18 protein-coding genes and 1 pseudogene are annotated in these 21,438 nt (G+C 45.1%); 5 read left to right on the top strand and 14 right to left on the bottom strand.

Annotated elements, in window-relative coordinates; genetic code table 11:
* Nucleotides 1-13: 13 nt before the first annotated feature.
* From NYG90_RS02420 to NYG90_RS02410, 3 genes are read left to right on the top strand one after another with little or no spacing between them, the layout of a single operon-like run.
* Nucleotides 14-1,786, top strand: a complete 1,773-nt coding sequence (locus tag NYG90_RS02420; protein WP_285256583.1) for a peptidoglycan D,D-transpeptidase FtsI family protein — start codon at nt 14-16, stop codon at nt 1,784-1,786.
* Nucleotides 1,783-2,544 carry a hypothetical protein gene (locus NYG90_RS02415; RefSeq protein ID WP_285256584.1) on the top strand — a complete coding sequence of 254 codons (762 nt, stop codon included), beginning with the start codon at nt 1,783-1,785 and terminating at the stop codon, nt 2,542-2,544. Before NYG90_RS02420 ends, NYG90_RS02415 begins: the two co-directional genes overlap by 4 nt.
* A 7-nt stretch (nt 2,545-2,551) precedes the next feature.
* Nucleotides 2,552-2,968 carry a type II secretion system protein gene (locus tag NYG90_RS02410; protein ID WP_285256585.1) on the top strand — a complete coding sequence of 139 codons (417 nt, stop codon included), beginning with the start codon at nt 2,552-2,554 and terminating at the stop codon, nt 2,966-2,968.
* A 13-nt stretch (nt 2,969-2,981) separates the two neighbouring features.
* On the opposite strand, the gene NYG90_RS02405 is transcribed toward NYG90_RS02410, so the two are convergent.
* From NYG90_RS02405 to NYG90_RS02390, 4 genes are all read right to left on the bottom strand, one after another.
* Nucleotides 2,982-3,533 (bottom strand): RICIN domain-containing protein, encoded by a 552-nt coding sequence (locus NYG90_RS02405; RefSeq protein WP_285256586.1) that lies wholly within the window; start codon nt 3,531-3,533, stop codon nt 2,982-2,984.
* A gap of 9 nt (nt 3,534-3,542) precedes the next feature.
* Entirely contained in the window at nt 3,543-4,367 is an 825-nt protein-coding gene (locus NYG90_RS02400; protein WP_150337019.1) for a cytolethal distending toxin subunit B family protein, read from the bottom strand.
* A 33-nt stretch (nt 4,368-4,400) separates the two neighbouring features.
* Nucleotides 4,401-5,129, bottom strand: a complete 729-nt coding sequence (locus tag NYG90_RS02395) for an RICIN domain-containing protein (protein ID WP_285256587.1) — start codon at nt 5,127-5,129, stop codon at nt 4,401-4,403.
* Between the two features lie 191 nt (nt 5,130-5,320).
* Complete coding sequence (locus NYG90_RS02390) at nt 5,321-6,502, bottom strand: MFS transporter (protein ID WP_285264652.1); 1,182 nt, start codon at nt 6,500-6,502, stop codon at nt 5,321-5,323.
* Between the two features lie 132 nt (nt 6,503-6,634).
* On the opposite strand from NYG90_RS02390, the gene NYG90_RS02385 reads away from it, so the two are divergent.
* The gene (locus NYG90_RS02385; protein WP_285256589.1) at nt 6,635-6,892 is read left to right on the top strand and encodes a hypothetical protein; all 258 of its coding nucleotides are present in this window, start codon (nt 6,635-6,637) and stop codon (nt 6,890-6,892) included.
* Between the two features lie 39 nt (nt 6,893-6,931).
* On the opposite strand, the gene NYG90_RS02380 is transcribed toward NYG90_RS02385, so the two are convergent.
* The 10 genes and pseudogenes from NYG90_RS02380 to recO form a co-directional block, all read right to left on the bottom strand.
* Nucleotides 6,932-8,500 carry a restriction endonuclease subunit S gene (locus tag NYG90_RS02380; protein WP_285264697.1) on the bottom strand — a complete coding sequence of 523 codons (1,569 nt, stop codon included), beginning with the start codon at nt 8,498-8,500 and terminating at the stop codon, nt 6,932-6,934.
* Nucleotides 8,489-10,558 (bottom strand): annotated as a pseudogene (locus tag NYG90_RS02375) (HsdM family class I SAM-dependent methyltransferase); the annotation flags it as partial. The gene NYG90_RS02380 and the pseudogene NYG90_RS02375, both read right to left, overlap by 12 nt.
* A 27-nt stretch (nt 10,559-10,585) precedes the next feature.
* Nucleotides 10,586-13,708, bottom strand: coding sequence for an alanine--tRNA ligase (gene alaS / locus NYG90_RS02370; protein ID WP_285264651.1), 3,123 nt, complete (start codon nt 13,706-13,708; stop codon nt 10,586-10,588).
* Nucleotides 13,709-13,788: 80 nt separating this feature from the next.
* The gene (gene ruvX, locus NYG90_RS02365) at nt 13,789-14,214 is read right to left on the bottom strand and encodes a Holliday junction resolvase RuvX (RefSeq protein WP_285256592.1); all 426 of its coding nucleotides are present in this window, start codon (nt 14,212-14,214) and stop codon (nt 13,789-13,791) included.
* An 18-nt stretch (nt 14,215-14,232) separates the two neighbouring features.
* Entirely contained in the window at nt 14,233-15,045 is an 813-nt protein-coding gene (locus tag NYG90_RS02360; RefSeq protein ID WP_285256593.1) for a DNA-processing protein DprA, read from the bottom strand.
* A 1-nt stretch (nt 15,046) separates the two neighbouring features.
* On the bottom strand, nt 15,047-16,714 hold the full coding sequence (locus NYG90_RS02355) for a divergent polysaccharide deacetylase family protein (protein ID WP_285256594.1): 1,668 nt from the start codon (nt 16,712-16,714) through the stop codon (nt 15,047-15,049).
* A gap of 3 nt (nt 16,715-16,717) precedes the next feature.
* Nucleotides 16,718-16,945, bottom strand: a complete 228-nt coding sequence (minE, locus tag NYG90_RS02350; RefSeq protein ID WP_115010801.1) for a cell division topological specificity factor MinE — start codon at nt 16,943-16,945, stop codon at nt 16,718-16,720.
* Nucleotides 16,942-17,751 carry a septum site-determining protein MinD gene (gene minD, locus NYG90_RS02345; RefSeq protein WP_285256595.1) on the bottom strand — a complete coding sequence of 270 codons (810 nt, stop codon included), beginning with the start codon at nt 17,749-17,751 and terminating at the stop codon, nt 16,942-16,944. Before minD ends, minE begins: the two co-directional genes overlap by 4 nt.
* 94 nt (nt 17,752-17,845) lie before the next feature.
* Complete coding sequence (locus NYG90_RS02340; RefSeq protein WP_285256596.1) at nt 17,846-18,511, bottom strand: hypothetical protein; 666 nt, start codon at nt 18,509-18,511, stop codon at nt 17,846-17,848.
* A 104-nt stretch (nt 18,512-18,615) separates the two neighbouring features.
* Complete coding sequence (recO, locus tag NYG90_RS02335) at nt 18,616-19,392, bottom strand: recombination protein RecO (RefSeq protein WP_285264650.1); 777 nt, start codon at nt 19,390-19,392, stop codon at nt 18,616-18,618.
* Between the two features lie 171 nt (nt 19,393-19,563).
* Between recO and NYG90_RS02330 the strand changes: the two genes are divergently transcribed.
* Nucleotides 19,564-21,363, top strand: coding sequence for a Na/Pi cotransporter family protein (locus NYG90_RS02330; protein WP_285256598.1), 1,800 nt, complete (start codon nt 19,564-19,566; stop codon nt 21,361-21,363).
* Nucleotides 21,364-21,438: the final 75 nt, after the last annotated feature.

Raw genomic sequence — 21,438 nt, 5'->3', positions numbered from 1 at the left:
TAGATTCTTGTGTATGCAGTTAGAAAAATCGCGTAGGATTCTTGTTTTTTTTCTGCTGCTTTTGGTGGGGTTTATCGTATTTCTAGCTGTGGCGTATTTCAAGGCAGTTTTGCCTCGCAAAATGCCCACCCTTATCATCACCAAAGCTGACATAGCAGTGCGTGGCACTATCTATACGCAGGATAATTACTCACTCGCAAGAAGCAAAAAGCTCTATAAACTAAGCTTCAACCCACGCTCCATTGACCCTGATAAAAAAGAGCTTTTTATCAAACTTCTAGAGATATATAGCCATATACCAAGATCTAAGATTCTAGAAGCTTTCGCCCAGACAAACTACACGACTCTCTCCTATGCCATAAGCCCCAATACCGCCGCTAATCTAAAAGCCCTAAATGCCAAGCTACTCGCTTATGATGTGTTCCAAGAATACGAAGATGATAGCGGCAAGCTCGTGCAAAAAATAGGGCTTAGTATCGAGGTAAGTGGGGTTGATAGGGAGTATCCGTATGCAGATTTACTAGAGCCAATTGTAGGCTACACAAGAAAGGAGCAGGAATCTGGGCTAACAATCCCCAAAGGTGTCGATGGTATAGAAAAATCCCAAGACCCAATCCTAAAAGCCGTAAGCCACGGCAAAGTATCTGGCAGGCGCGATATAGGGTTTAATGTCATTCAAAGCAAGGGGGCATTGCAGCAAAAACGCTATGATGGCTTTGATGTGGTGCTAGGCATTCCGCTTAAATTCCAGCAAAAAGTAGAAGCCATCGTAGATGATGCCATTAGGGAGTTTGACTCTGATGAAGTGATCGCTGGCGTGCTACATCCAAAAACAGGGCAGATTCTAGCCCTAGCCACTTCCAATCGCTTCAATCCAAAATCCATACGCAAGCAAGACTACACAAGCCTAAAAATCCGCGCGATAGAGTCCTTTGAGCCCGGCAGCACCATTAAGCCACTAGTCTATGCGCTACTTTTAGAAAAGAAGCTTATCAATCCACTAAGTGCCATTGATCTAAACGATGGCTACTACCGCGTGGGGCGATATATCATCAAAGATGATTCCATAATGCCCAAAAATCCCACGATAGAAGATGTGCTTGTGCGCTCTAGCAATGTAGGAATGGTCAAGCTCTCAATGCTACTTAGTGGGAGAGAATTTTATGATGGGTTAAAAGCATTTGGGCTAGCACAGATTACAGGGATTGATCTGCCTTATGAGAAAGATGGCGTGATCCCATCTGTGCGCGAGCTAAGCCAAGAGTCCTCCGCGGCAAAGGCATCGGTGTCTTATGGCTATCGCGTGCGCGTTACTTTTATGCAGCTTTTGCGCTCTTATGGGGCATTTGTCAATGGTGGATATTTGGTTACCCCACATATCACACAGCACTTCATCGCCCAAGATAGCTCCATCTATGTCCCCAATCTCCCATCTCCCAAGCACGCTATCTCTAGCACCACCGCGCAAAAAATGCAAGAAGTGCTAATCAAAGTCGTAGAATCTGGCACGGGCAAAGCAGCTAAAGTAGAGCAGATTATCGTAGGGGGCAAGACAGGCACAGCACGAGTTGTGGCGTCATCTGGTGGCTATGGCGAGACTTATAATGGCTCATTTTTTGGCTTTGCCAAAGATGATGAAAACGCCTATGTCATAGGGGTAGTAACCTTTGGCTCATCAGGGCAGCACTACTATGGCTCACAAACTTCTGCGCCTGTTTTCCAAAAAATCGCCAAAGAGCTTATCGCCCAAGGCTATCTCAAACCAATCAAAAAGGACAAACAATGATAATGCCATATATTCGCGGTATTAGAGTGTGTATTTATAGTGTGCTTCTTGTAGGCTTAGCTTATGGGCTAGATTCTAAGCAGCTAGAATCCACTTTACAAGCACAAGGACTCTCTGCCCAAGTCGTGCAGAAAGTGGATTCTGGCTTGCAGGGATTTACATTTGCCATAGTCGAGCAAGATAGATTCTGGATACCTCTGCTCGCCCACGATAGTGGCAAAATCATCTTAGGCATATCGCCAAACCTTGTCTTTTCCAAAGATGAGAAGTTTGATGCCAAGCTTGAAGCACTTTTGCAAAAAGTCAGCCTACACAACAAGCAAATCACCGATGATGGCGTGCTAAAGGTATTTAAACAGCACGCAAATAGCACCATAACTATCGCAAACAAATCAGCCAAAAACACACTTTATATGGTGCTTGATCCCAACTGCCCTTATTGTAAAAATGAAATAGAAAAGCTTGAAGAATATGCCAAAGATTCTACACTCGTGCTTATGATTGTAGGCATTCTCAAGCAAAGCTCCATAGATAAAGCAGCGGCATTTACCAAGCTTATCCAGAGTGCCAAAGCCAAGAATGAGCAAATCGCCGTGCTAAAAAGGGTGTTTGACAAAAACTTTGACCCAAGTAGCGTGCGCTTTGATAAGCCCACAGAGCAAGGAGATATCACTGCCAAACTTACTCCAATAGGGCTAGAGCTGCAAAAAGCAGGCTTGCAAGGCGTGCCATATATCATAAAAACCCCCGCTAAATAGATCTACTATGCGCTTAAGCAGGGCGTTTAGTATGATTGAGCTAGTGTTTGTGATAGCCGTGCTTGGTGTGCTAAGTGCTACGCTCATCAAGCAGCTAGATTTTAGCAAGAAAGCCTGCTATACCAAGCTAGCCCACACACTAGGCACGATACAAGAGCAGCTCTCTTTTCTCTATACGCGCCACAGCCTGCTAGGCAGCAAGCCTACGCAATCCCAAGTGCGCGCACTTATAGAAGCCCACACACTAGAATCCAAACAATGTCGGCTAGGCTTTGTGCGCAATCGCTTCCGCGCAGAAGTAGCGGGCGTGGGGGTGAATTTCACCCTAGAGCCAAGTGATTTGAGTATCCAGCCCTCGTTTAAATGCCCCTTTTCTAGGAATATTGTTTGTAGAGAGATTCTCTTGCGCAATAAAAGACTCTAGGCAAGGAGCAAGATTAAGGATTGATAAGCCTTGCATCACGGATAGGGGGATTGAGCAAAAAGAGATTATCCAAATCCACAGAAAAGAGGCTATCCACATCGCAAGGGCGGATTCCAATGCCCCTGCCCCTTGGGAGCTGAGGGTTGTTAAACACCGTCATACACTCATTTTTATCCAGCACAAAGGAGCGGATTTGCACTGCGGGCGTGGTTGTGGGGATAATGGTATAGAGTGTCTCATATTTTTTAGAATCCAAATCTTCATTACAATTTTTGCGTGTAAATAATCCATCTTCGCCTAATGCTAGGCAGACATCTTGTGTGCCTAGCTGCACAAACTGCACCGCACCAAGCCCAAAATCCTTAAAAGGGTCATTTTTACTCATATCCTCTGTCAAAGGAATATCCCGTATAGTCCAATTCCTATCTTTCCCAAAGCCCACAATATCCCCAGAAAACGCACTTCGTATCGACACAGGTGTGGTAAATTCTACAAAATCTGGCAGCTCCGGGTCATCAGCATACGCACTCAATACAAGCACTGCAACAAGCAAGAATCTTTTCATACCCACTCCTTATTTGAAATTCCCAAAACGCACAGGGACATGATCTGAAGCTAAATGCGATCGCACGCTAGCTGCCATCAAAAGCGCGGTGATAGCAGGCAGAGCAAGTGTCCTCCTATCACTAGAGCTTCGCCCCACAACCGCATAGTCCAAAATCCTATTTGCCGCCCCCCTACTAAAATGCGTGGCGGAATTTTGCGTAACGATGTGTATATGATTGGTGATCCTTGTATCAAGCCCAGATTGCAAGCTAGCAGGATCGCGGTTAAAATCCCCAGCGATGATCCAGCTTAACTCCGGGCGAGTGATAAATTCATCATGCACGGCGGTTACTAAAGCAGTGGCATCTCCACCGCCACTTGCTAGCGCGTGGATATTGAAAAACACATCATTACCGATTCTAATGCCAATAGCAGGGCGTGAAACATCAGCCGCAATCCTATCTTGACGGATTACAAAGACTTCCTCCGCCTGCCTAGCACTCACAATCGCCATATTCACCCTTCTAGCCCCTACATCGATATTGGCATAGTAGATAAACACAGAATTTGGTCTTGATCTCGTGCCTAGATCCCAAGTGTATTCCTCAATGGGCGTGCCGCCGGGCTGGATCACTCTGCCTGTGGGTCTAGCAGTGGCAGGCACTCTGCCTGCTTCTTGCACCATTAGGATATTCACAGGATTATCGCCTGTGATGAGCTGCCTCACACTTACATTCCACTTATTCTCCGTGCTAGCTGAAGAGCCTTGCAGATTCCAAGTCCCCACGACATAGTCCTCAATCCTGCCAAAAAGTAGGCTTATGCCTAGTAGCATTAGCGCGATAATCTTCATTGTGCCACTCCCTTATGTCAATGTCGTATCAATCTATCTGCCATCGGTGCTAAAGACTACACCTGCTTGAAGCGGCGGCGCGGTGATAAACCACTGCTGATCGCTATTTAGCTGCCCGCCTTGCACGCAGTCTGTGAGAAAAATGCTAAAAAATCTCGTGGCTTGATTGCTCGGTGTCTCTAGGCATTGCTTGGTGGCGACATTTTGGATTTGCACCGCTTGATTGTCAAAGAAATTAAACCTCCATAGCTGCGCTGGATCTTCCATATTGCAGTAGCTGTGGATTACGCCATTTCTATACGCGCTTAGGCAGGTGCCTTCCTTGGCATTTTGGATTGCCACACTGCCATTAGCTTTGGTAAAAATCCGCCAAATCCTAGCCCCACCGAAATCTAGGGTATCTATCAGTGGATACCCCCACACCCAATTCCCCACCGCTAGAGCCCAAAGCGTCAAAACACCCCCCTCAGGGCTCATAATGGAGAGTAAATCAGACACACTCTCTCTACCGCTACTATTCCCCGCTAGCACAAGTAGCTCTGTATGCTCGGTGGGCGTGTGGTTGCCCGCTTCATCGGTGTTTGGTCGAGGGAGTATGTCTGTAAGGTTTGCTCCCTCTACAAGCGAGACTTTACTAGAATCCACTTCATCAATATCCACAGGCGGCGTAGGAGAATCCCCAATGCCCAAATCCACGCTTACACCTACTTCTTGCGCCAAGCAAACCCCAGATAACAGCACCGCACACATAGTCAAACGCATAGCAACTCCCAATGTCGTAATAATGTATCCGCGATTGTAGGGCAAAATGTATTAAACACCAAGCAAAGTGCGGTAAATTTGCCTAAAGACACACGCCCTAACACCCAATATCAACATACGCGCATTGTAGTAGCAAGCCCTTTATTTCAAGCCATTTCACACAAAGCACGCAGATCCACCACCCCTAGCCCCTAGATCTGCGGAGATTTGTAGGCGAGATAGCCCACACAATTTAGCAAAATCGCCAAGCCAAGCAGCCCCACAAGCGCGTAGGTAAAGCTATGAAAATGATCATAAATTTTGCCAATCACCACAGGGGATAGTGCGGCGATGAGGTAGCCCACGCCTTGTGCCATAGCGGAGAGTTTGGTGGCGGTTTGGACATTGGAGCTTTTTGTAGAGATAAAAAGCAGCGCGATCCCAAACACACCGCCCACAGGCACGCCAATAAGCACAGAGACGATGAGCGCCACCCATGCTTGCTGGGAGAGAAGCAGCAAGGCGAAGCACACAATATATGTCCCACAGATGAAAATGATGAGATAGATTCTGCGCGCATTTGGCAAAACCCCAAGCATAAGCGGCGCGAAAAACGCCACAGGCACGAGAATGCAATGCGCTAGAATCATCATCTGTGAAGCAAAATGCGCAGAGAAGCCAAAGGATATAAGAAAGCTAGGATACCACGCGAAAAAGCTATACGCAATCGCGCTTGTGATCCCCATAAACAGCGTGATTTTCCACGCATTTGCATTGGCAAAAAGCGTGCCTTTGGCGGTGGATTTGAGCTTGGGGCGTGAGATTCTGTGGTTGCTCATTTGAGGCAGATAGCTAGCAATGGCAGCCACTGCGAGAATCGCCCAGCTAGAGAGAGCTAAAGGCACAGGGAGTAGCCCCATAAGTGGGAGGATAAGCAGCACCCCAAGCATAGCAGAGAAATTCAGCACAAGGCTGTAAATCCCCATTATTTTGGGGATTTGTCGGGGGAATTTGGCTTTGACAAGGCTTGGGAGTAGCACATTTGCCACGGCAATCCCACTGCCCATAATCGCCGTGCCGATGAAAAGCTCCGCGCTCCCGCCCACGCAGCGCACAATCTCACCTAGCAGGATACAAAGCAGCCCCACAAACATCGCACGCACAGGCTGAAAATACGAGACGACAAAAGACACAAGCCCAAAGGCAAGCAGCGGCAGGCTGGTGAGCAGCCCAGCAAGCGCGGCATTAAGCGCGTAATACTCACGCACGCTATCCACCACAGGCGCGATAGAAGTGATAGGGGCGCGGAGATTTAGGGTGATCAAAATAATTGGCAATAGATTGATGAAAAAGATCTTGCGGCGTGTGTTGGCGGAGTTTTGTGGTTTGTTCATTGCTGGCTCTTTGGGGTTTGGATTCTAGTGTGCTTAGAGAATCGCGACTTTTGCTATGGGCTTTGCTAGAGCTTGTGATACGACTAGAATCCACTTTTGCGATGCAGCCATAGCAGCTCCAATGCTTTAAATATGTCCGTGTGTGATAAATATGTCCGTGATTGTAGGGAAAAATATATTAAACACCAAGCAAAGTGCAGCAATATTTGCCCAGAAGCTCTTAAATACACATTTGTGGCATTGTGTGAAAAGTGGATTCTAGGGGGTTTGATTAAAGGGGCGATTTATCACATTGCGAGCCTTGTGCTAGCACGGCGCGGTCAAGCGAAGTTGCTAGAAGCAAGGCATAGCCGCAGCCTTTTGGTAATCCACACTAGAATCCACTTTTGAAATACTATGCAGGATAAGGCTACTAGGGACTATTAGGCTTTATGCGAGCGTTTCTACCACTTGTTTATAGGCTCTTGCTTCTCTCTCTTGCCACAGCACCACGCTTTTTATACATTCTTTTTGGATAGCTTTGATGAAGGATTCTATAAAGTCAAAGGCGATTTGATAATCTTGCGTTGCACTAGACTCTACATTTTTGTCATTTTGAGTTTGCGTAGCAAGCGAAAAATCTCTTTTGGATTCCACTTGAGATACTTCGCCTAAAGGCTCAGTATGACAAGCGGTGGGCAAAACAGGTAGTAAAACACGCATTTCTTTAGCGATTTTTCTATTAAACTTATTTCCATAGTCAAATTTCCCAAAACTCGCTTTTCTAAATACGCTTACAAAATACAGCAAAGAGTAGCGATTCCACTTATCTTTATGCACTAAAGGATAAAGCCCTTGAATATGTGAGTAGCCTACAAAATCTCTAGGCTGATAAAAAATGCCCTCCGAAGTTGTCGTGTCGCTATAAGTTATCATATTGCCCTTTTCTGTTGGTTCTAATCCCACATAAGCACTTACACCATTATTAAGGCTAGAGTTTGTTACCACAGGCACATCGCCCTTTGTCTCAAAAAGAGTGGTATTTGTCATTTTATATGCCTTAGTTGGCTTTATCTCAAACAACTCGCCGATTTTAAAGCTCTCCCACTTAAGCGGCACTTCATTCGGCGTGCCGCTTACTCTCTCTCTCTCTCGTTTTGGCGTGCTTAGATTCTCAAAAGCTTTTAGTGCGTCTTTTTCTTTTTGGCTTAAAGTATAATCATTTAAGCCTGTAACCTTAAGATAGGCTTCAAGTTCTTGAAGACGCTCGGCTTCAAGTTCCTTGATGTAGGATTCCATATAGTTAAAGGCGATTTTGCCGTTGAAAGCTGGTAGAGATACGACATCATTTTTTAATGTTTCTTTTCTTGGATAACCATTGAAACCGCCATAGCCTAATTTTGACACAAGAGTGGCAAAATAAATTTTAGCCTTTTTAGTCCATTCTTTAGGCAGGTGCATTACTAAAATATTATTAGCTAACACAAATTTGCCATCGTGATAAGTTACCGTGCCACTATATTCACCCCTTGTTGAAATTGTTAAACTATCACAAAAGATTTCATTTGCTGGAATATCTTTGTCTTTAGTATAATAATTTATCCCATTATTGATTGTAATCCCACTTATGACGGGTATTGTTTCGCTATCAGGCTCATTAAACTTTGTTTTATATTGTCTATTTTTTCCATAAATCCAAGTTTCATCAACATCAAACAAATCGCCGATTTTAAAGCTTTTCCACTCGCCCCCGTTTTGCTTGAATTCTATTTCAAGCTTTACTAAACGAGGGCTAAGGGCGTTTCCCTCCAGCCCTGCCTTATTGTCATGTTGAGGCGTAGCCGAAACATCTTTTCCTTTGTCATTGCTCCCTTGCGTAGCAAGTGAAGAATCTATAATGGCGTTTTTGGATTCTATGTTTTTAGATTCTTCGGTCGCTATCGCTCCCTCAGAATGACAAGGGGAATGCTCAGTATGACAAGGCAGAGAGGCTTCAGTATGACAAGAATTTTTTAGCACATTACTCACTTCCCACGCGAGATACTCACTCACGCATTTTTTAAAGTCCGCTAAAGTCGGCGTTGTGTCAATTTTCTTATGCTGGTCAAAGTTCCAATCCGCCCCACTTTCACTAATGAAATCTTCTACATACACTTCGCTTAAGTTAATGGGCTTTTCATACACGCTATTATCAAGCTTGGCATTTAAGCCTTGTTTGTAGATTTTAAGAATATCTTTATATCTTTGAGCGGGTTTATCTACTTCTTGCAAACTTCTTTTTGTGCGTTTGTAGCCATCATTTCTAAAGTCTATAAATTTCACTGGCTTTTCAAAATCGTGCGGGATTTTTGCCTCAAAGATATAAATACTTGTCTGCACTCCTGCCATAGGCTGAAATAAATCTATGGGCATTTTGATACTAGCTTTTAGTGTGTGCTTTTTCAGTATGGATTGGGTTATAGGGATAGCTTGTCCATTACCTGCGCTATCTTGGATAATGATAGCTCCTAAGCCGTGAGGGCGCATCCTATCTAGTCCAAACTCTATAAAAGGAAGTCCATTATAATCCCAAGTGAAAGGGGGATTAAGCAGGATTCTAGTGGGGGCAAAGCTTACATAAAGAGAATCTTCTGTCTCAAAGGTATTTGCCTTATAGATTTTACTAGAGCCATCACCGCGTAAAATCATATTACTCGTAGCTAGGGCAAACATCTCGGCGTTGTATTCTATCCCTAAAAGCTGCTTAGTCTTAAGCTCTAAAATGGCTTTGTTTGCTTGTGTGGAGTGCTTGGCTGTGTTTTTATAGACATCTTCTATCATTTGCTCCATACTAGAGATAAGAAAACCAGCTGAGCCTGTGGCTAAGTCCATAACTCTATCTGTGCTTGTGATGTCTAGGATTTGGGTCATCATTTTGGTAACATAAGGGGGAGTTAGCACTATGCCTAGCTCCTTGCCATCGCCTAAAGCGTATTTTAAAAACTCGCTATAACACTCACCCATAATATCTAAATGCCCATTAAGCCCATCAATTTCTTTATAAATATGTGCGTAAATGTAGGCGAAAATTTGCTTATTGATACTTGAGGGTTCTTTAAGAATGTGGGCTATGATTTTGTGATTTGGATTTTTCTTTTCACCTTCTTTATAGGTGAAATTTTTGGGAATCTTATCTCTATCAGTATCTTTTCTAATCTCGTTAAAAGAATCTAACATAAGCTTTCTTTTTGCACTATCTGGGACTTTGACTTGTAAAAACTCTTCAATGCGTTCAAACACTAGCTCCCCATCTCTTAGCCCATTTTCTTGTGAGCCTTGTAGGTCGGCTGGGCTTAGCCCTTTGGTTAGGATTCTATACTCATTACTCATCACACTTTGCATTGATAGAATCATACCTGCGATGTAAAGCACTCTTTGGGGTGCGGTGATGTTGTGATTGTGCATAAGCTTATTAAGCTGGGCACTATGATAGGATAAATGCCATTTACCTCTGATAAGTATCAAGTGCCTATCCTCTTCTGTGAGTTTGCACTCTTCTTTATAAAAATGTGTAAAGCTTTTGGCATTTTCTAAAAAGTCTAAATTTGTGTGTTTTATCTCCTTATAGGCAAGTGAAGAGTCTGCAAAGACACAGGCGATTTTTACCCTTACATTTTGGCTATTATCTCCTGCTATGCCTATGGCGATGATTTCTTTGTAGTGGTCTTGCTTTTGACTTTCATTTTGCAATGCCACCCTTGCGTAATGCAAAGCACCATTAAGGGCGTATTTGCTAATGGCATCGTTAGAAAAATCTAGGGCTTTTTCATTATCCTTTGCGTATTTTTCAAGCTTCCCTACTCCTAGCTTACACTCAAAAATAACTGGGATAATCTCATTATCAACTTTGTATTTTTCTATCACAAAATCTGGTATCCCTGTGCCTGTTTGCTTCTTGGTCTTGCTTGCACCTTTTAGGGCGTCTTTGAGATAGGCACTTGCATCTTTTTCTAAGAAGTCTTTGCCTAGCTTTAAGCCCATAGACTTTAGCTTCTCTCTTACCCATTCATCAACTTGCACTTCTTTATTCCACTGCATACCGCTTCCTTTTATCTCTTTTTACTTTTAGCTTAGCTTCTCTCTTGCGATTCTTTTTGCTACATCTAGGGCTTCTTGGATTTTGTTAGGATCTGTAGTCTTACCTCCAGCGGTAGCAAAGTCATCTCTGCCCCCGCCATTGCCCCCTAAGATTTGTGCGACTTGCTTTACCCACGCTCCGGCTTTGAGATTTGCCACACCTTTTACCCCGGCAGTTAAAGCTACTTTTCCACTAGATTCTGTTACAAGCAAAATCGCTACTTTTTCATTCTCATTTTTTGCCCTATCTATGATGTCTTTTGCCTCTTTTGTTTCCACTGAATCTAGCTTTAGGACGATGAGTTTCACCCCATTTACTTCCTCATAATCTAGGCTTTTGACACTTTGCTTTGCCTTGTTTGCGTTATCTCTTGCTTCTTTGAGTGCATTTTGCAATTTTGCCACACCTTGCAAGACATCTTGAGCTTTTAGCTGCTCTTTTAGGCTTTTTATGGATTCTAATGCTGCTTTGCCATAGCTATATGCCGCTTTGCCGCACACCGCTTCAATACGCCGAACACCGCTACTGACACTACTTTCACGCACGATATAAAAGCTCCCAATCTCTGCGGTATTGTGGATATGAATCCCCCCGCATAGCTCGACAGAATCGCCGAGAGTTATCACACGCACACTCTCCCCATACTTCTCGCCAAAAAGTGCCATAGCCCCCTTTGCTTTTGCCTGCTCTATGCCCATAGTCTCACAAATTTGCGGTGAAGATTCTGCGATTTTGCTATTGACTAAAGCTTCTATTTGCTCTAGCTCATTGACGCTTAACGCCCTTGGGTGGCTAAAGTCAAACCGCAAGCGATTTGCTTCTACAAGGCTTCCAGCTTGGGCGATATGAGATCCTAGAATCTGCCTTAGAGCATAATGCAATAAATGCGTAGCAGAGTGGTGCTTAATGATTTCAAAGCGACTAGAATCCACTTGTGCTTTTACCAAATCCCTTGCTTTTAGCATATTTACTGCGACAACTTTAGAGAGATTTAAACCAAAGTATTTTTGCGTATCTAAAACTTTAGCGACTATGTTCTGTGGATTGCCACGACTTCCTAAGGAAGTCTCGCAATGACTAGAATCCACTTTTTGAGATTCTGCTCCACTAGACTCTTGGCATTTTGGGGTTGTGGGTTTTAGCTCACGCTCACAAGGGGTAGAATCCACAATTCTAGTATTTGCGGTGGTGCTTGTGCTGTTTTTTACAAATTTTGAGGGGGAGCTAGACTTGAGGTCTGCGGTTCTCTCAAAATTTGTAAAATCGGTGCAATGATTACCCAAAGACGAATTGTTACAAGCTGAATGCCCCAAACCAAGTAAAACTCCTGTATCCCCCACCGGTCCCCCTGACTCTGGATAAAACGGCGTATCTTCCAACATCACCCAGCCCTCTTGCCCTGCTTCTAAAGATTCTATGCGTTTAAAGCCAGAATCCAAAAGGGCTAGAATCTTAGATTCCACACTCATACGCTCATAGCCTACAAACTCATTCTCGCCATACTCACTCAACAGCGCATTAAAATCGCCTTCTTTGATAGTATCACCGCTGCCCCTCCAGTGTGCTTTGCTTCTATCTTTTTGCTCCTGCATACATTTTTCAAAGCCCTGCAAATCTACGCTTAAATCAAGCTCCCTTAGCATATCTTGTGTTAAATCAAGTGGAAAGCCGTAAGTGTCATAAAGCTTGAAAGCAACTTCACCGCTAAAATGCGTTGCATTTTGCGACAAATGCGGGAGCTGCGAAAAATCGCACAGCTCTCCGCTAAGGTAACTCCCTTGCGATTTTCCTTGCAACCCACATTTCTCATCAAAAATCTTAGAATTGCTGGAGTCTTGCTTTGTAGAATCCACGATTCTAGTATTTGCGGTGGTGCTAGTGGGGCTTTTTGTGGATTTTAGGGCAGAGCTAGACTGATGGTCTGCGGTTGTCCTAAAATCCACAAAATCGCCGCTATGATTACCCAAAGATGAATTGTTGTTAGCTGAATGCCCTCTTAATTTTTCTAGCTCCGCTTGAAACAACGCCATCCCCAACTCTATCGTCTCAAAAAACCTCTCTTCCTCTGCTTTGCATTGCTCTTGTAGGGCATTTTTACGCTCTTGCAAATAGCTATAATGCCCGCCCATAGTATCACACACCACCCCCACCACTTCGTATAAAAACGCCTTTCTTAAGCCTAGTAAATAGCCGTGTCTCACCGCTCGGCGCAAGATTCTCCGCAAGACATAGCCCCTGCCTTCTTTGTCAAAATTTACCCCTTGAGCGAGCAGAAAGGCGACAGCGCGCGCGTGATCAGCGATCACCCTAAAACTAGCCCCACTTTCATAGATATATGTTTGTTTGCTTAGGGATTCCACTTTGTGGATTAAAGGCACAAAAAGGCTAGAGTCAAAATTAGAGCGTTTGCCCTCTTTCAACGCCACCACGCGTTCTAGCCCCATACCTGTATCAATGCTAGGCTTAGGTAGCGGCTTCAACGCCCCACTAGAATCCCGCTCATACTGCATAAACACAAGATTCCATATCTCTAAAAATCTATCCCCCTCTCCGCCGAAATAATCCTCCTCCCCATTAAAAAACTCTGCCCCTTGATCCACATATATCTCACTGCAAGGTCCGCAAGGTCCTGTATCACCCATTTGCCAGAAGTTATCCTTATCGCCCATTCTTTTAATGCGTTCTGGCTCTATATGCTCGCACCACAGCTCATAGGCTTCATCATCGCTCTCGTGTATCGTTACATATAAAAGGCTCTTATCAAAGCCTAAAATTTCTGTTACAAACTCCCACGCATACGCAATAGCTTCTTTTTTAAAATACGCCCCAAAGCTAAAGTTGCCAAGCATTTCAAAAAGCGTGTGATGGCGCGCTGTGTAGCCGACATTTTCTAAGTCATTATGCTTCCCGCCTGCACGGATACAAAGCTGCGCGCTTGTAGCGATATTGGGACTTGGGGCTGGAATCTTGCCTGTGAAAATATCCTTGAACTGCACCATTCCCGCATTGGTAAAAAGCAAGCTCGCATCATCTGGGACTAAAGGCATAGAGCTATACACCTTATGCCCCTTTTTTTCAAAAAATTCTAAAAACTTGGCACGAATATCCATAACAACCCTTTATGATAAATTCCTAGCATTGTAGCAAATTCCCCCTTGCGCTCTAGCGAGATATGCCTACAATGCGCCACCTAAGCCATTTGTCCAAGATAGCGTCTAAGTATCTCACACGCGCTTAGAGAATCTAGCACGCCGTTTTTCCTATATGCTTGCCTAGACTCTCTTTTGGCGTGGTGTAAAGACTCTAGCGCGTGCGTGCTAGTAAAATCCTCATCGACATACACCACCTCCCCACCAAAAGTAAGCAACCCCACAAAATGCTTAATGCGTTTCTGCGTGCTCGTATCTCCTCCTAGCCCTCCGCTTGGCAGCCCTATAATAAGCCTCTCCACACCCATTTGTGCTAGAAGCTCTGCAAGCTCTGTGGCAGCTTGATTGCGATTGCGCCGTATAATTGGCTTTAATGGCAGGATAATGCCTTGCACAATATGCGCTAGCCCTATGCGCTTTAGCCCCACATCACACGCTAGGATTTTAGAGCTTTGACTAGAATCCACTTTTACACTCCACTAATATTATGCGCCGCTAATGATTATGCGCCCATTTTCGCGCGTAATTTTGCCCATAAGCTCATACTCAAGCACCTTTTCCCCAAAGCGCGCAAAGGCTTCTTCAAAGGTGGGGTTACTTAGGGCAAATTCTAGCAGCCTATCGCGCTCTTTGGCTTCTTGCGCCTTAAGCCCAAAGCGCGTGGCTAGGGCTTGTGTGAAAGCTTCTATATCGGTGATCGCACTCGCACGCTTTTTAGCTAGCAAATCCTGCGTGCCAAGCGACTCTCCTATGCGGTGAGATAGCACAAATATCGGCTTATCAAGCTTGGTGCAAAGATTAGCACTAGCAAGTGAGCCGCTATATCGATCGGCTTGAGGGATTATGACAATATCGCTCAAAGCCACGATCAAGCGATTTCTATGGAGGAAGTCATATCGCTGGGGGGTGGGATTGCACTCATACTCACTAAGCACAAGTCCCTGCTGTGCGATAGCTTGGATCATCTTGGCATTGCTTGCTGGGTAGAAGCGATCAAGGCTTGTAGGTAGCACGCAAATCGTGCTAGGCAGCGCGGCACTATGGGCGATAATATCTGTGCCTAGCGCACCACCGCTCACAATAATCGCACCGATATTGGCTAGAGATTTGGCAAGCAAGGTGGTGTAGGTTTGAGTGTAGGTGTTAGGCTTTCTTGTGCCGATTATGGCGATCTTTAGCCTAGGGTCTAAAAGCGCGCTATCCCCTAGGGCAAAGAGCCTAGCAGGCGGATCTGGCAAGATCTGCAAAGAGCGCGGAACATCAATAAGATAAGGCGATACGCTGCTAGGGCTTGGCATATTATAAGCTAGAGTCTAAATCACTAGAATCTAAAAAATCTTTAGGCTTTTTGCTGGGGTTTTGCTCATTGCCATTCCACTTAATATCGATAAATCCTTGCTTTTTCTTAGCCTTATCACTTGGGCAGCCAGAGACAAAGGCTTCTACTTCATTTTGCGCACAATCTTGGCTACTCTCATAAGTCTTTGTGGATTTTTCGCTTTTGACTTTGGGCTTTGGCGGCTGGGCGGGCTTGGCTTTTGCCTTTTGCTCATTACTTACGCGCTTAGCTTCTTTAAACATCGTGGTATCAATCTTTGAAGGCTTTGGGATCGGCTCTTTAGTAGGTGGTGTTTGGGCTTGCGCGGTTTGTGGAGCAGGGGCTTGGGCTTCTTGAGCTTCTGGGGCTTCTAGGAGAGTCTCTAAAGGCGCAGGGGAGCTAGAATCTGCTTGCAAAGGCTCGTTGCTTGGGGTGTGGTCTAAATACGCATTATGCGGTATTTCGCCACCTTGTGCTGAGTCAAAAAGCCCTGCGATTCCATTGTCCTTTTGGGTAGTATCTGGGGCATTGTCTTTTGGGGCGTTAGTTTGGGCGTTGGGCAGCTGGCTTGGTGCGCTAGGGAGTATGGGGGCTGTAGATTCTGGTGTGTGTGCTAGCGTGCTAGTCTCTGTGGTGGGGGCTTTGGGCGGAGTTTTGGAGAGATTTTGAGCAAGTAGCGTGCGTGCCACAGGGAGATCTTTGATATACACAAGCTCCACTTCTTTGAAGAGACTATGCTTGGCATTTGCTAGGGCTTTAAAGGTGCTTTTATGTGGGTGGCATATCGCTATGGCATAGCCCTTTTTCTTGGCGATTTTTATCGCAAGCTTGAGTTGATCTGTCGTGTAGCTCACACTTGGCGTGTTATCTAAAAACACATCGCGTGAGAGCAGTGGGCGGCTTGCCTGCTTATAGAGCTTTGGCGCGGCTGTATCAGCACTTGTCCTAGAATCCACAAACTCTATCCCAAACTCCCCTAGCACTTGCAAGAGATTTGCCATATCAGGCTCGCTGGCAGTAAATTTGCTACCGGTGTGATTATTGAGAAACATCAGCCTAGGGAACTGCTCTTTGATTGTCGCGATCTGTGCGCGGATCTCATCTTGATTGGAGCCTACTAGAATCCACTTTTGGCGCGAATGCTGTGGATTTTGGGCTTCTAATGGCAAATGCACCATATAAAAAGGCGTAGAAGCCGCAAGCTTTGCCGTATCAGGAGAGTCCGGACTCACAGGGAAAAATGAGGGCGTGATGGGCAGATTAAGCTTTTGCAAGTCATTAAGCTGGCTTTTGTATGCTAGATCGTCCATAATGATAGCAAGCTTTGGCTTTTGCTTTTTGGCTTGCTTCTTGGGTGGGGCAAGTGTCTTTATCACAGGCTCTTGCACTGCTACTTGCTCTTTTGTGTCATTTTTGGCATTGGCTCTAATTTTATCCCAATCAATGCTAGATTCTTGACTAGATTCTGCGTTGCTAGATTCTGCTTGAGTGTCTGGGGTGCTTGGGCTTATGTGCTCGGCTTTGGCGGCTTGATCGATCTTGTATTCTTTATAAAGTCCATAGCCAAAATACGCGCCCGTAGCGATGACTGCGATAATCACAAGCGAGCTGATAAGCTGCAATACCTTGAAAAACTTTGTTTTATTCATATCTTATCCTAAAGTGATTTCTACTTCTAGTGTGCTTACTTCTTGGTTAGAATCCGCTCTTATAGCGATTTTGTCCGTTTGGGTGTATTTGCGCACCACGGCTAAAATCTCTTCTTTCATCTGCTCCATATACGGCACTTTCACGCTTCTCTCGTGTGCTAGCATTATCGTAAGCCTATCGCGTGCGACTTTCGCGCTGCCGCCATCTCTGCTAAAAAGTTTCCAGCTCATTGAAACAGCCTTTTAAAGCCCTGCAAAATCCCGCCTTGCTTCTTAAACTCCACAAATGGCACTTCATCACCTAGGATTCTAGCCACAATGCGCTTGTAGCATTCGCCGCTTATGCTAGATTTGTCATAGATCACAGGCTCGCCGCAGTTTGTCGCAGATACGACTCTCTCATCTTCTGGCACAAGCCCGATAAGCGGGATTGCTAGGATCTTTAGCACATCTTCACTACTAAGCATAGAGCCATTTTCCACAAGCTCTGGCTTAATGCGATTGATGATTAAGTGCTTTTGCACCTTTGCGCCCTTGGCGGCTTTATCACTTTTAGCATCGATTATGCCTATGACTCTATCGCTATCACGCACCGAGCTTACCTCTGGCGTTACCACCACAAGCGCGCGATCCGCCCAGAAAATGGCGTGCTCAAAGCCGCCCTCAATCCCCGCTGGAGAATCTAGCAAAATATAGTCAAACTGCTCTTTAAGCGACTCGATCAAAGCTTTGACCTTTTGCTTGTCTAAGATCGTTTTATCTTTGCTTTGACTAGCTGGGAGGAAGCTAAGATTTGGCGTCTTTTTGTCTTGGATTAGGGCTTGGGAGATGGCGCATTTGCCCTCCATCACATCAATCACATCATAGACTATGCGATTTTCTAGCCCTAGGATCATATCAAGATTTCTAAGCCCTATGTCAAAATCCACTGCGACTACTTTTTGCCCCACTTGCGCAAGCCCTACTGCGAGATTTGCCGTGGCGGTAGATTTGCCTACACCGCCTTTACCGGAAGTTATGGTGATGACTTCTGCCATTGTTGCTCCTTACAAATAATCTTAAATATAGAGTCATTATGGGCGTGCTAGATTTGTAGAATCTAAAGCAAATTACATTCCTAGAGACCACGCCCTACCTGCCTTCTTCTTTGCTTACACGCATATTGCCAAAGACTCTATCGCACATAGCCTTTGGCGCACGCGCTGGCTGCATATATCTGCCAAAGCGCAAGGCTTCAGGGACACGCTCATTATCTGCTAGGCACATAAGCAGCCGCACCCTCTGCCCACCTTGCGCTCTAGAATCTAGCACTTCTATGATAAATCTCGGTAGCACAACGGGCTTTTGCAGTGATAGAAGCAAGTATTTAGGGGTGTTGCTTGTGTGATCCCAGCCATCGCGCTTTGTATAATCACCATCTTGTGAGATGGCTATGGATTTTGGTGCTTGAAGCTCAAAGGAGTCCAAGACATACTCCCCAGCATCAAGTGCCACCACCTCATCGCGCACCTTGCGGAATCGTGTCGTGTTGATCGCGCGGTTAAAGGCATTTGCCCCGCCTATGGCAAAGCGATCGCCAAAGCTGCCATCATCATTGCGCTTACGCCAATAAGTCAGCGCGGATTTTATCGTGGTGCTTCCATCTGTAAGATCGCTAAAGACACCGGCGACATTGATTGTAAGGCGTATGGGCGTTTCTGTCGTAGGCTTTGGCACTCTCGCACAAGCTAGAATCCCAAACAGCACCGCCACACATAAGCCCCCACACATAAGCCATTTAGAGCAAGATTGTCGCAATACTCCTATGATAAACACCCTGCCTAAGCCCACCACCAAACTCCTAAATCTAAATCACAGCCGTGATTATAGCCAAAACTTGCCTTAAAGGGATTATAAGGCACCTACAAGCCAAGCAGCAGCACTTGATATGCTCGCTCAAGCTCTTCATCATCTAGATCAATCGTGCTAGCTGTGCGGAGATAGGATTCTAGCTTAGTATAAGGCAGGGTCGCTGCATTTGCACACGCCGTATGCGCGCTTAAAAACCCTCGTAGCACCGCTATATTTGCGATGTGTTGCGGAGGTGTGATAGGACAAGTATGCGCCCTGTGATCTAGCTTTGTGCTTAAGGTAGCCTCCCTAGATTCTTGCAATGCCTGCAAACTCGCGCTTGTATCACTGCTCAAATAGCCTAGCTCTAAAGATTCTAGTGCGTTATGATCTGGCTCGCTCTCTAGTAGCTGATCGCAGATTAGGCAGTGGCTTAGTGGTGGGATACGACCTTCTAGGTGTAAGATTTGCGCATACGCTTCTAGCACCACGCGCTTAGGATTCTGGCTAGCAAGCCGCTTCGCACTAGAATCTAGGATAGAGAAATACTGCTCTTCAAGGCTAGAAATATCGCGCAAATGCTGGTGCAAAAGCTCGATAAAGTGCTGCCATACATACAGGCGTGTTACATCTCTCTCCCAAGCAAACCCCAAATGCACTACATTTCTAAGCTTTGGCATAAAGGTGCCATTATACTCTTTGGTGAAGTCAATCTTTCGCCCGATATGCACGATAGGGTGGCGCGCCCCGTAGAATCTATACAGCGTTGCGATGTGGGTTTGTGTGAGAATGCGCACGATGACATCTTCGTTTTTTTGCTTTTGCACGCAGAGAATGTAGCCTTGCATAATCGCTCTTTGTCCTACTTTAAGTATGGCGGCATTGTGGCTAAATTTTGCTTAAGCGACTTAAGTATTGCGCGAGTTTGGCAGAATGTAACTTTAAACACTCTGTGTTTAGGCTACAATGTAGCAAAATTTCTACGCAAACTTTGAGTAATGCAGAATCTAGGGGGAGCTATGTTTCAACGATACCTTATACCTTTGTGTATTGTGGCGATTATTTATCTTGTATCCACAAGCGATGCTTTGACCAATGTCAGTGCTGGGCTTGCGATTTTACTCTTTGGTATGCTTAGTCTTGGGAGTGGATTCCGCGCTTTTAATGGCGGCTTTTTGGAAAATCTCCTAGCAAGCTCTACAAGCACTTCAGTAAGGAGTGTCGCCTTTGGGAGCGTTGCCACAGCGGTTATGCAAAGCTCATCGCTAGTCTCTGTGCTCTCTATCTCTTTTGTCTCTGCAGCACTTTTAAGTCTTGCGCAAGGCATAGGCGTGATCTTTGGCGCAAATCTTGGCAATAGTGCTGGCTCGTGGCTTATTGCTGGGGTTAGCGGTATGAAAATCTCAGCCCTTGCACTCCCGCTCATCGTAGGCGGCGTGCTTTTCAACTTCCAGAGCTCAAAGACGAGCAAAGGCATAGGGCAGATTTTTGTGGGTATTGGGTTTTTCTTCTTAGGTGTGGGGTATATTAAAGAAGGGTTTGAAGAGTATAAAGAGATTGTAGATTTTTCGCAATACTCTATGGAGGGCTTAAGCGGGGTCTTGCTCTTTGTAGGGCTAGGTGCGCTAATGACAGCCATCGTGCAGAGCTCCCACGCTACGCTTACAATCATCATCTCCGCTTTTGCAGCTGGCAGTATGAGCTATGAAAACGCCCTTGCAGCGACACTTGGCACAAGTGTGGGCGGGGTTATGACCGCTGTTATCGCTTCACTTAGCACCAATGTCGATGGCAAGCGTTTGGCTATGGCAAATTGTATCTTCAACTTTGGTATCGCGCTGCTTGTGATTGCGACATTTGACTACTTTATGTGGATAAATAGCACCATTTCCGCGCTTTTAGGCTTTGGGGAGGACAGCGTCTTGCGCATTGCGGTGTTTCACACGCTCTTTAATCTTGTGGGCGTGGTGCTTCTCCTGCCATTTATCCCCAAAATCGCTAGATTCTTAGAAGTGCTGATGAAAGATGAAGACTCTCAAGTCGATAAGCCTTTGTATGTGAGTGATACTATCGTGCAGTATCAAAACACCGCGCTAATCGCGCTTACAAGAGAGGTGTATCATCTCTATGAAAACGCCTTTGAGCTTATCGCCCACGCGCTTGGCTTCTCGCGGCACGACATACGAAGTGAAAAAGACATAGAAGAGGTGCTAAAGGAGCATATTTGGAATAGGGCAAATGAAGATGATGTGGATATTGAGATTTTTTATATCAAAAAAATCAAAGTGCTTTTTAATGCGATCCTTGACTTCTCCACAGAAGCCCAAGCCCACACGCAAGACAAAGAGCATATTTATAAGTTTGCTATGCTTACTTCTGCCTCACGCCATATCATTGAAGCTATCAAAAATATGGAGCTTTTGCAGCCAAATCTTAAGAAAAACAGCCTATCAAGAAACCAGATTCTATCTAGTGAATACAACGCCTTACGGACACATCTAGCCCTACTTTTGCGCAGTATTGAGCAGATTAACACTGATGAAGAGATCCACCCGCAAGTAGCCATTATCAAGCTAAAATCCCAGAAAAAGGCGTTTAAAAAAATCGATAAAGATTCTATCGTGCATATAGAATCCATACTAAGCAAAAAGCAAATAAGCGTTCCCAATGGGACTTCACTGCTTAATGCCGTGGGCTTTAGCCATAATATCGCCAAAGAGCTAGCCAATGCAATCATACAAATCCAAAAAACACGCCTAGAGCTTGAAGACACGCCAAATGAGCTAGAAGAGGGTGCTGAAGGACGCATAAGTGAGTAGGAGCGCGCGGTGTTTATTGTCGCTTAAAAATAATCTAGCTAGAATCCGCACTTACTTTACGCGCTTTTAGGATCA

The sequence above is a fragment of the Helicobacter zhangjianzhongii genome (assembly GCF_030249855.1).
GTDB classification, from domain to species: Bacteria; Campylobacterota; Campylobacteria; order Campylobacterales; family Helicobacteraceae; genus Helicobacter_B; species Helicobacter_B zhangjianzhongii.
Note: the sequence above shows the minus strand (reverse complement) of the source record. Positions and strands in the feature narration are given on the sequence as shown.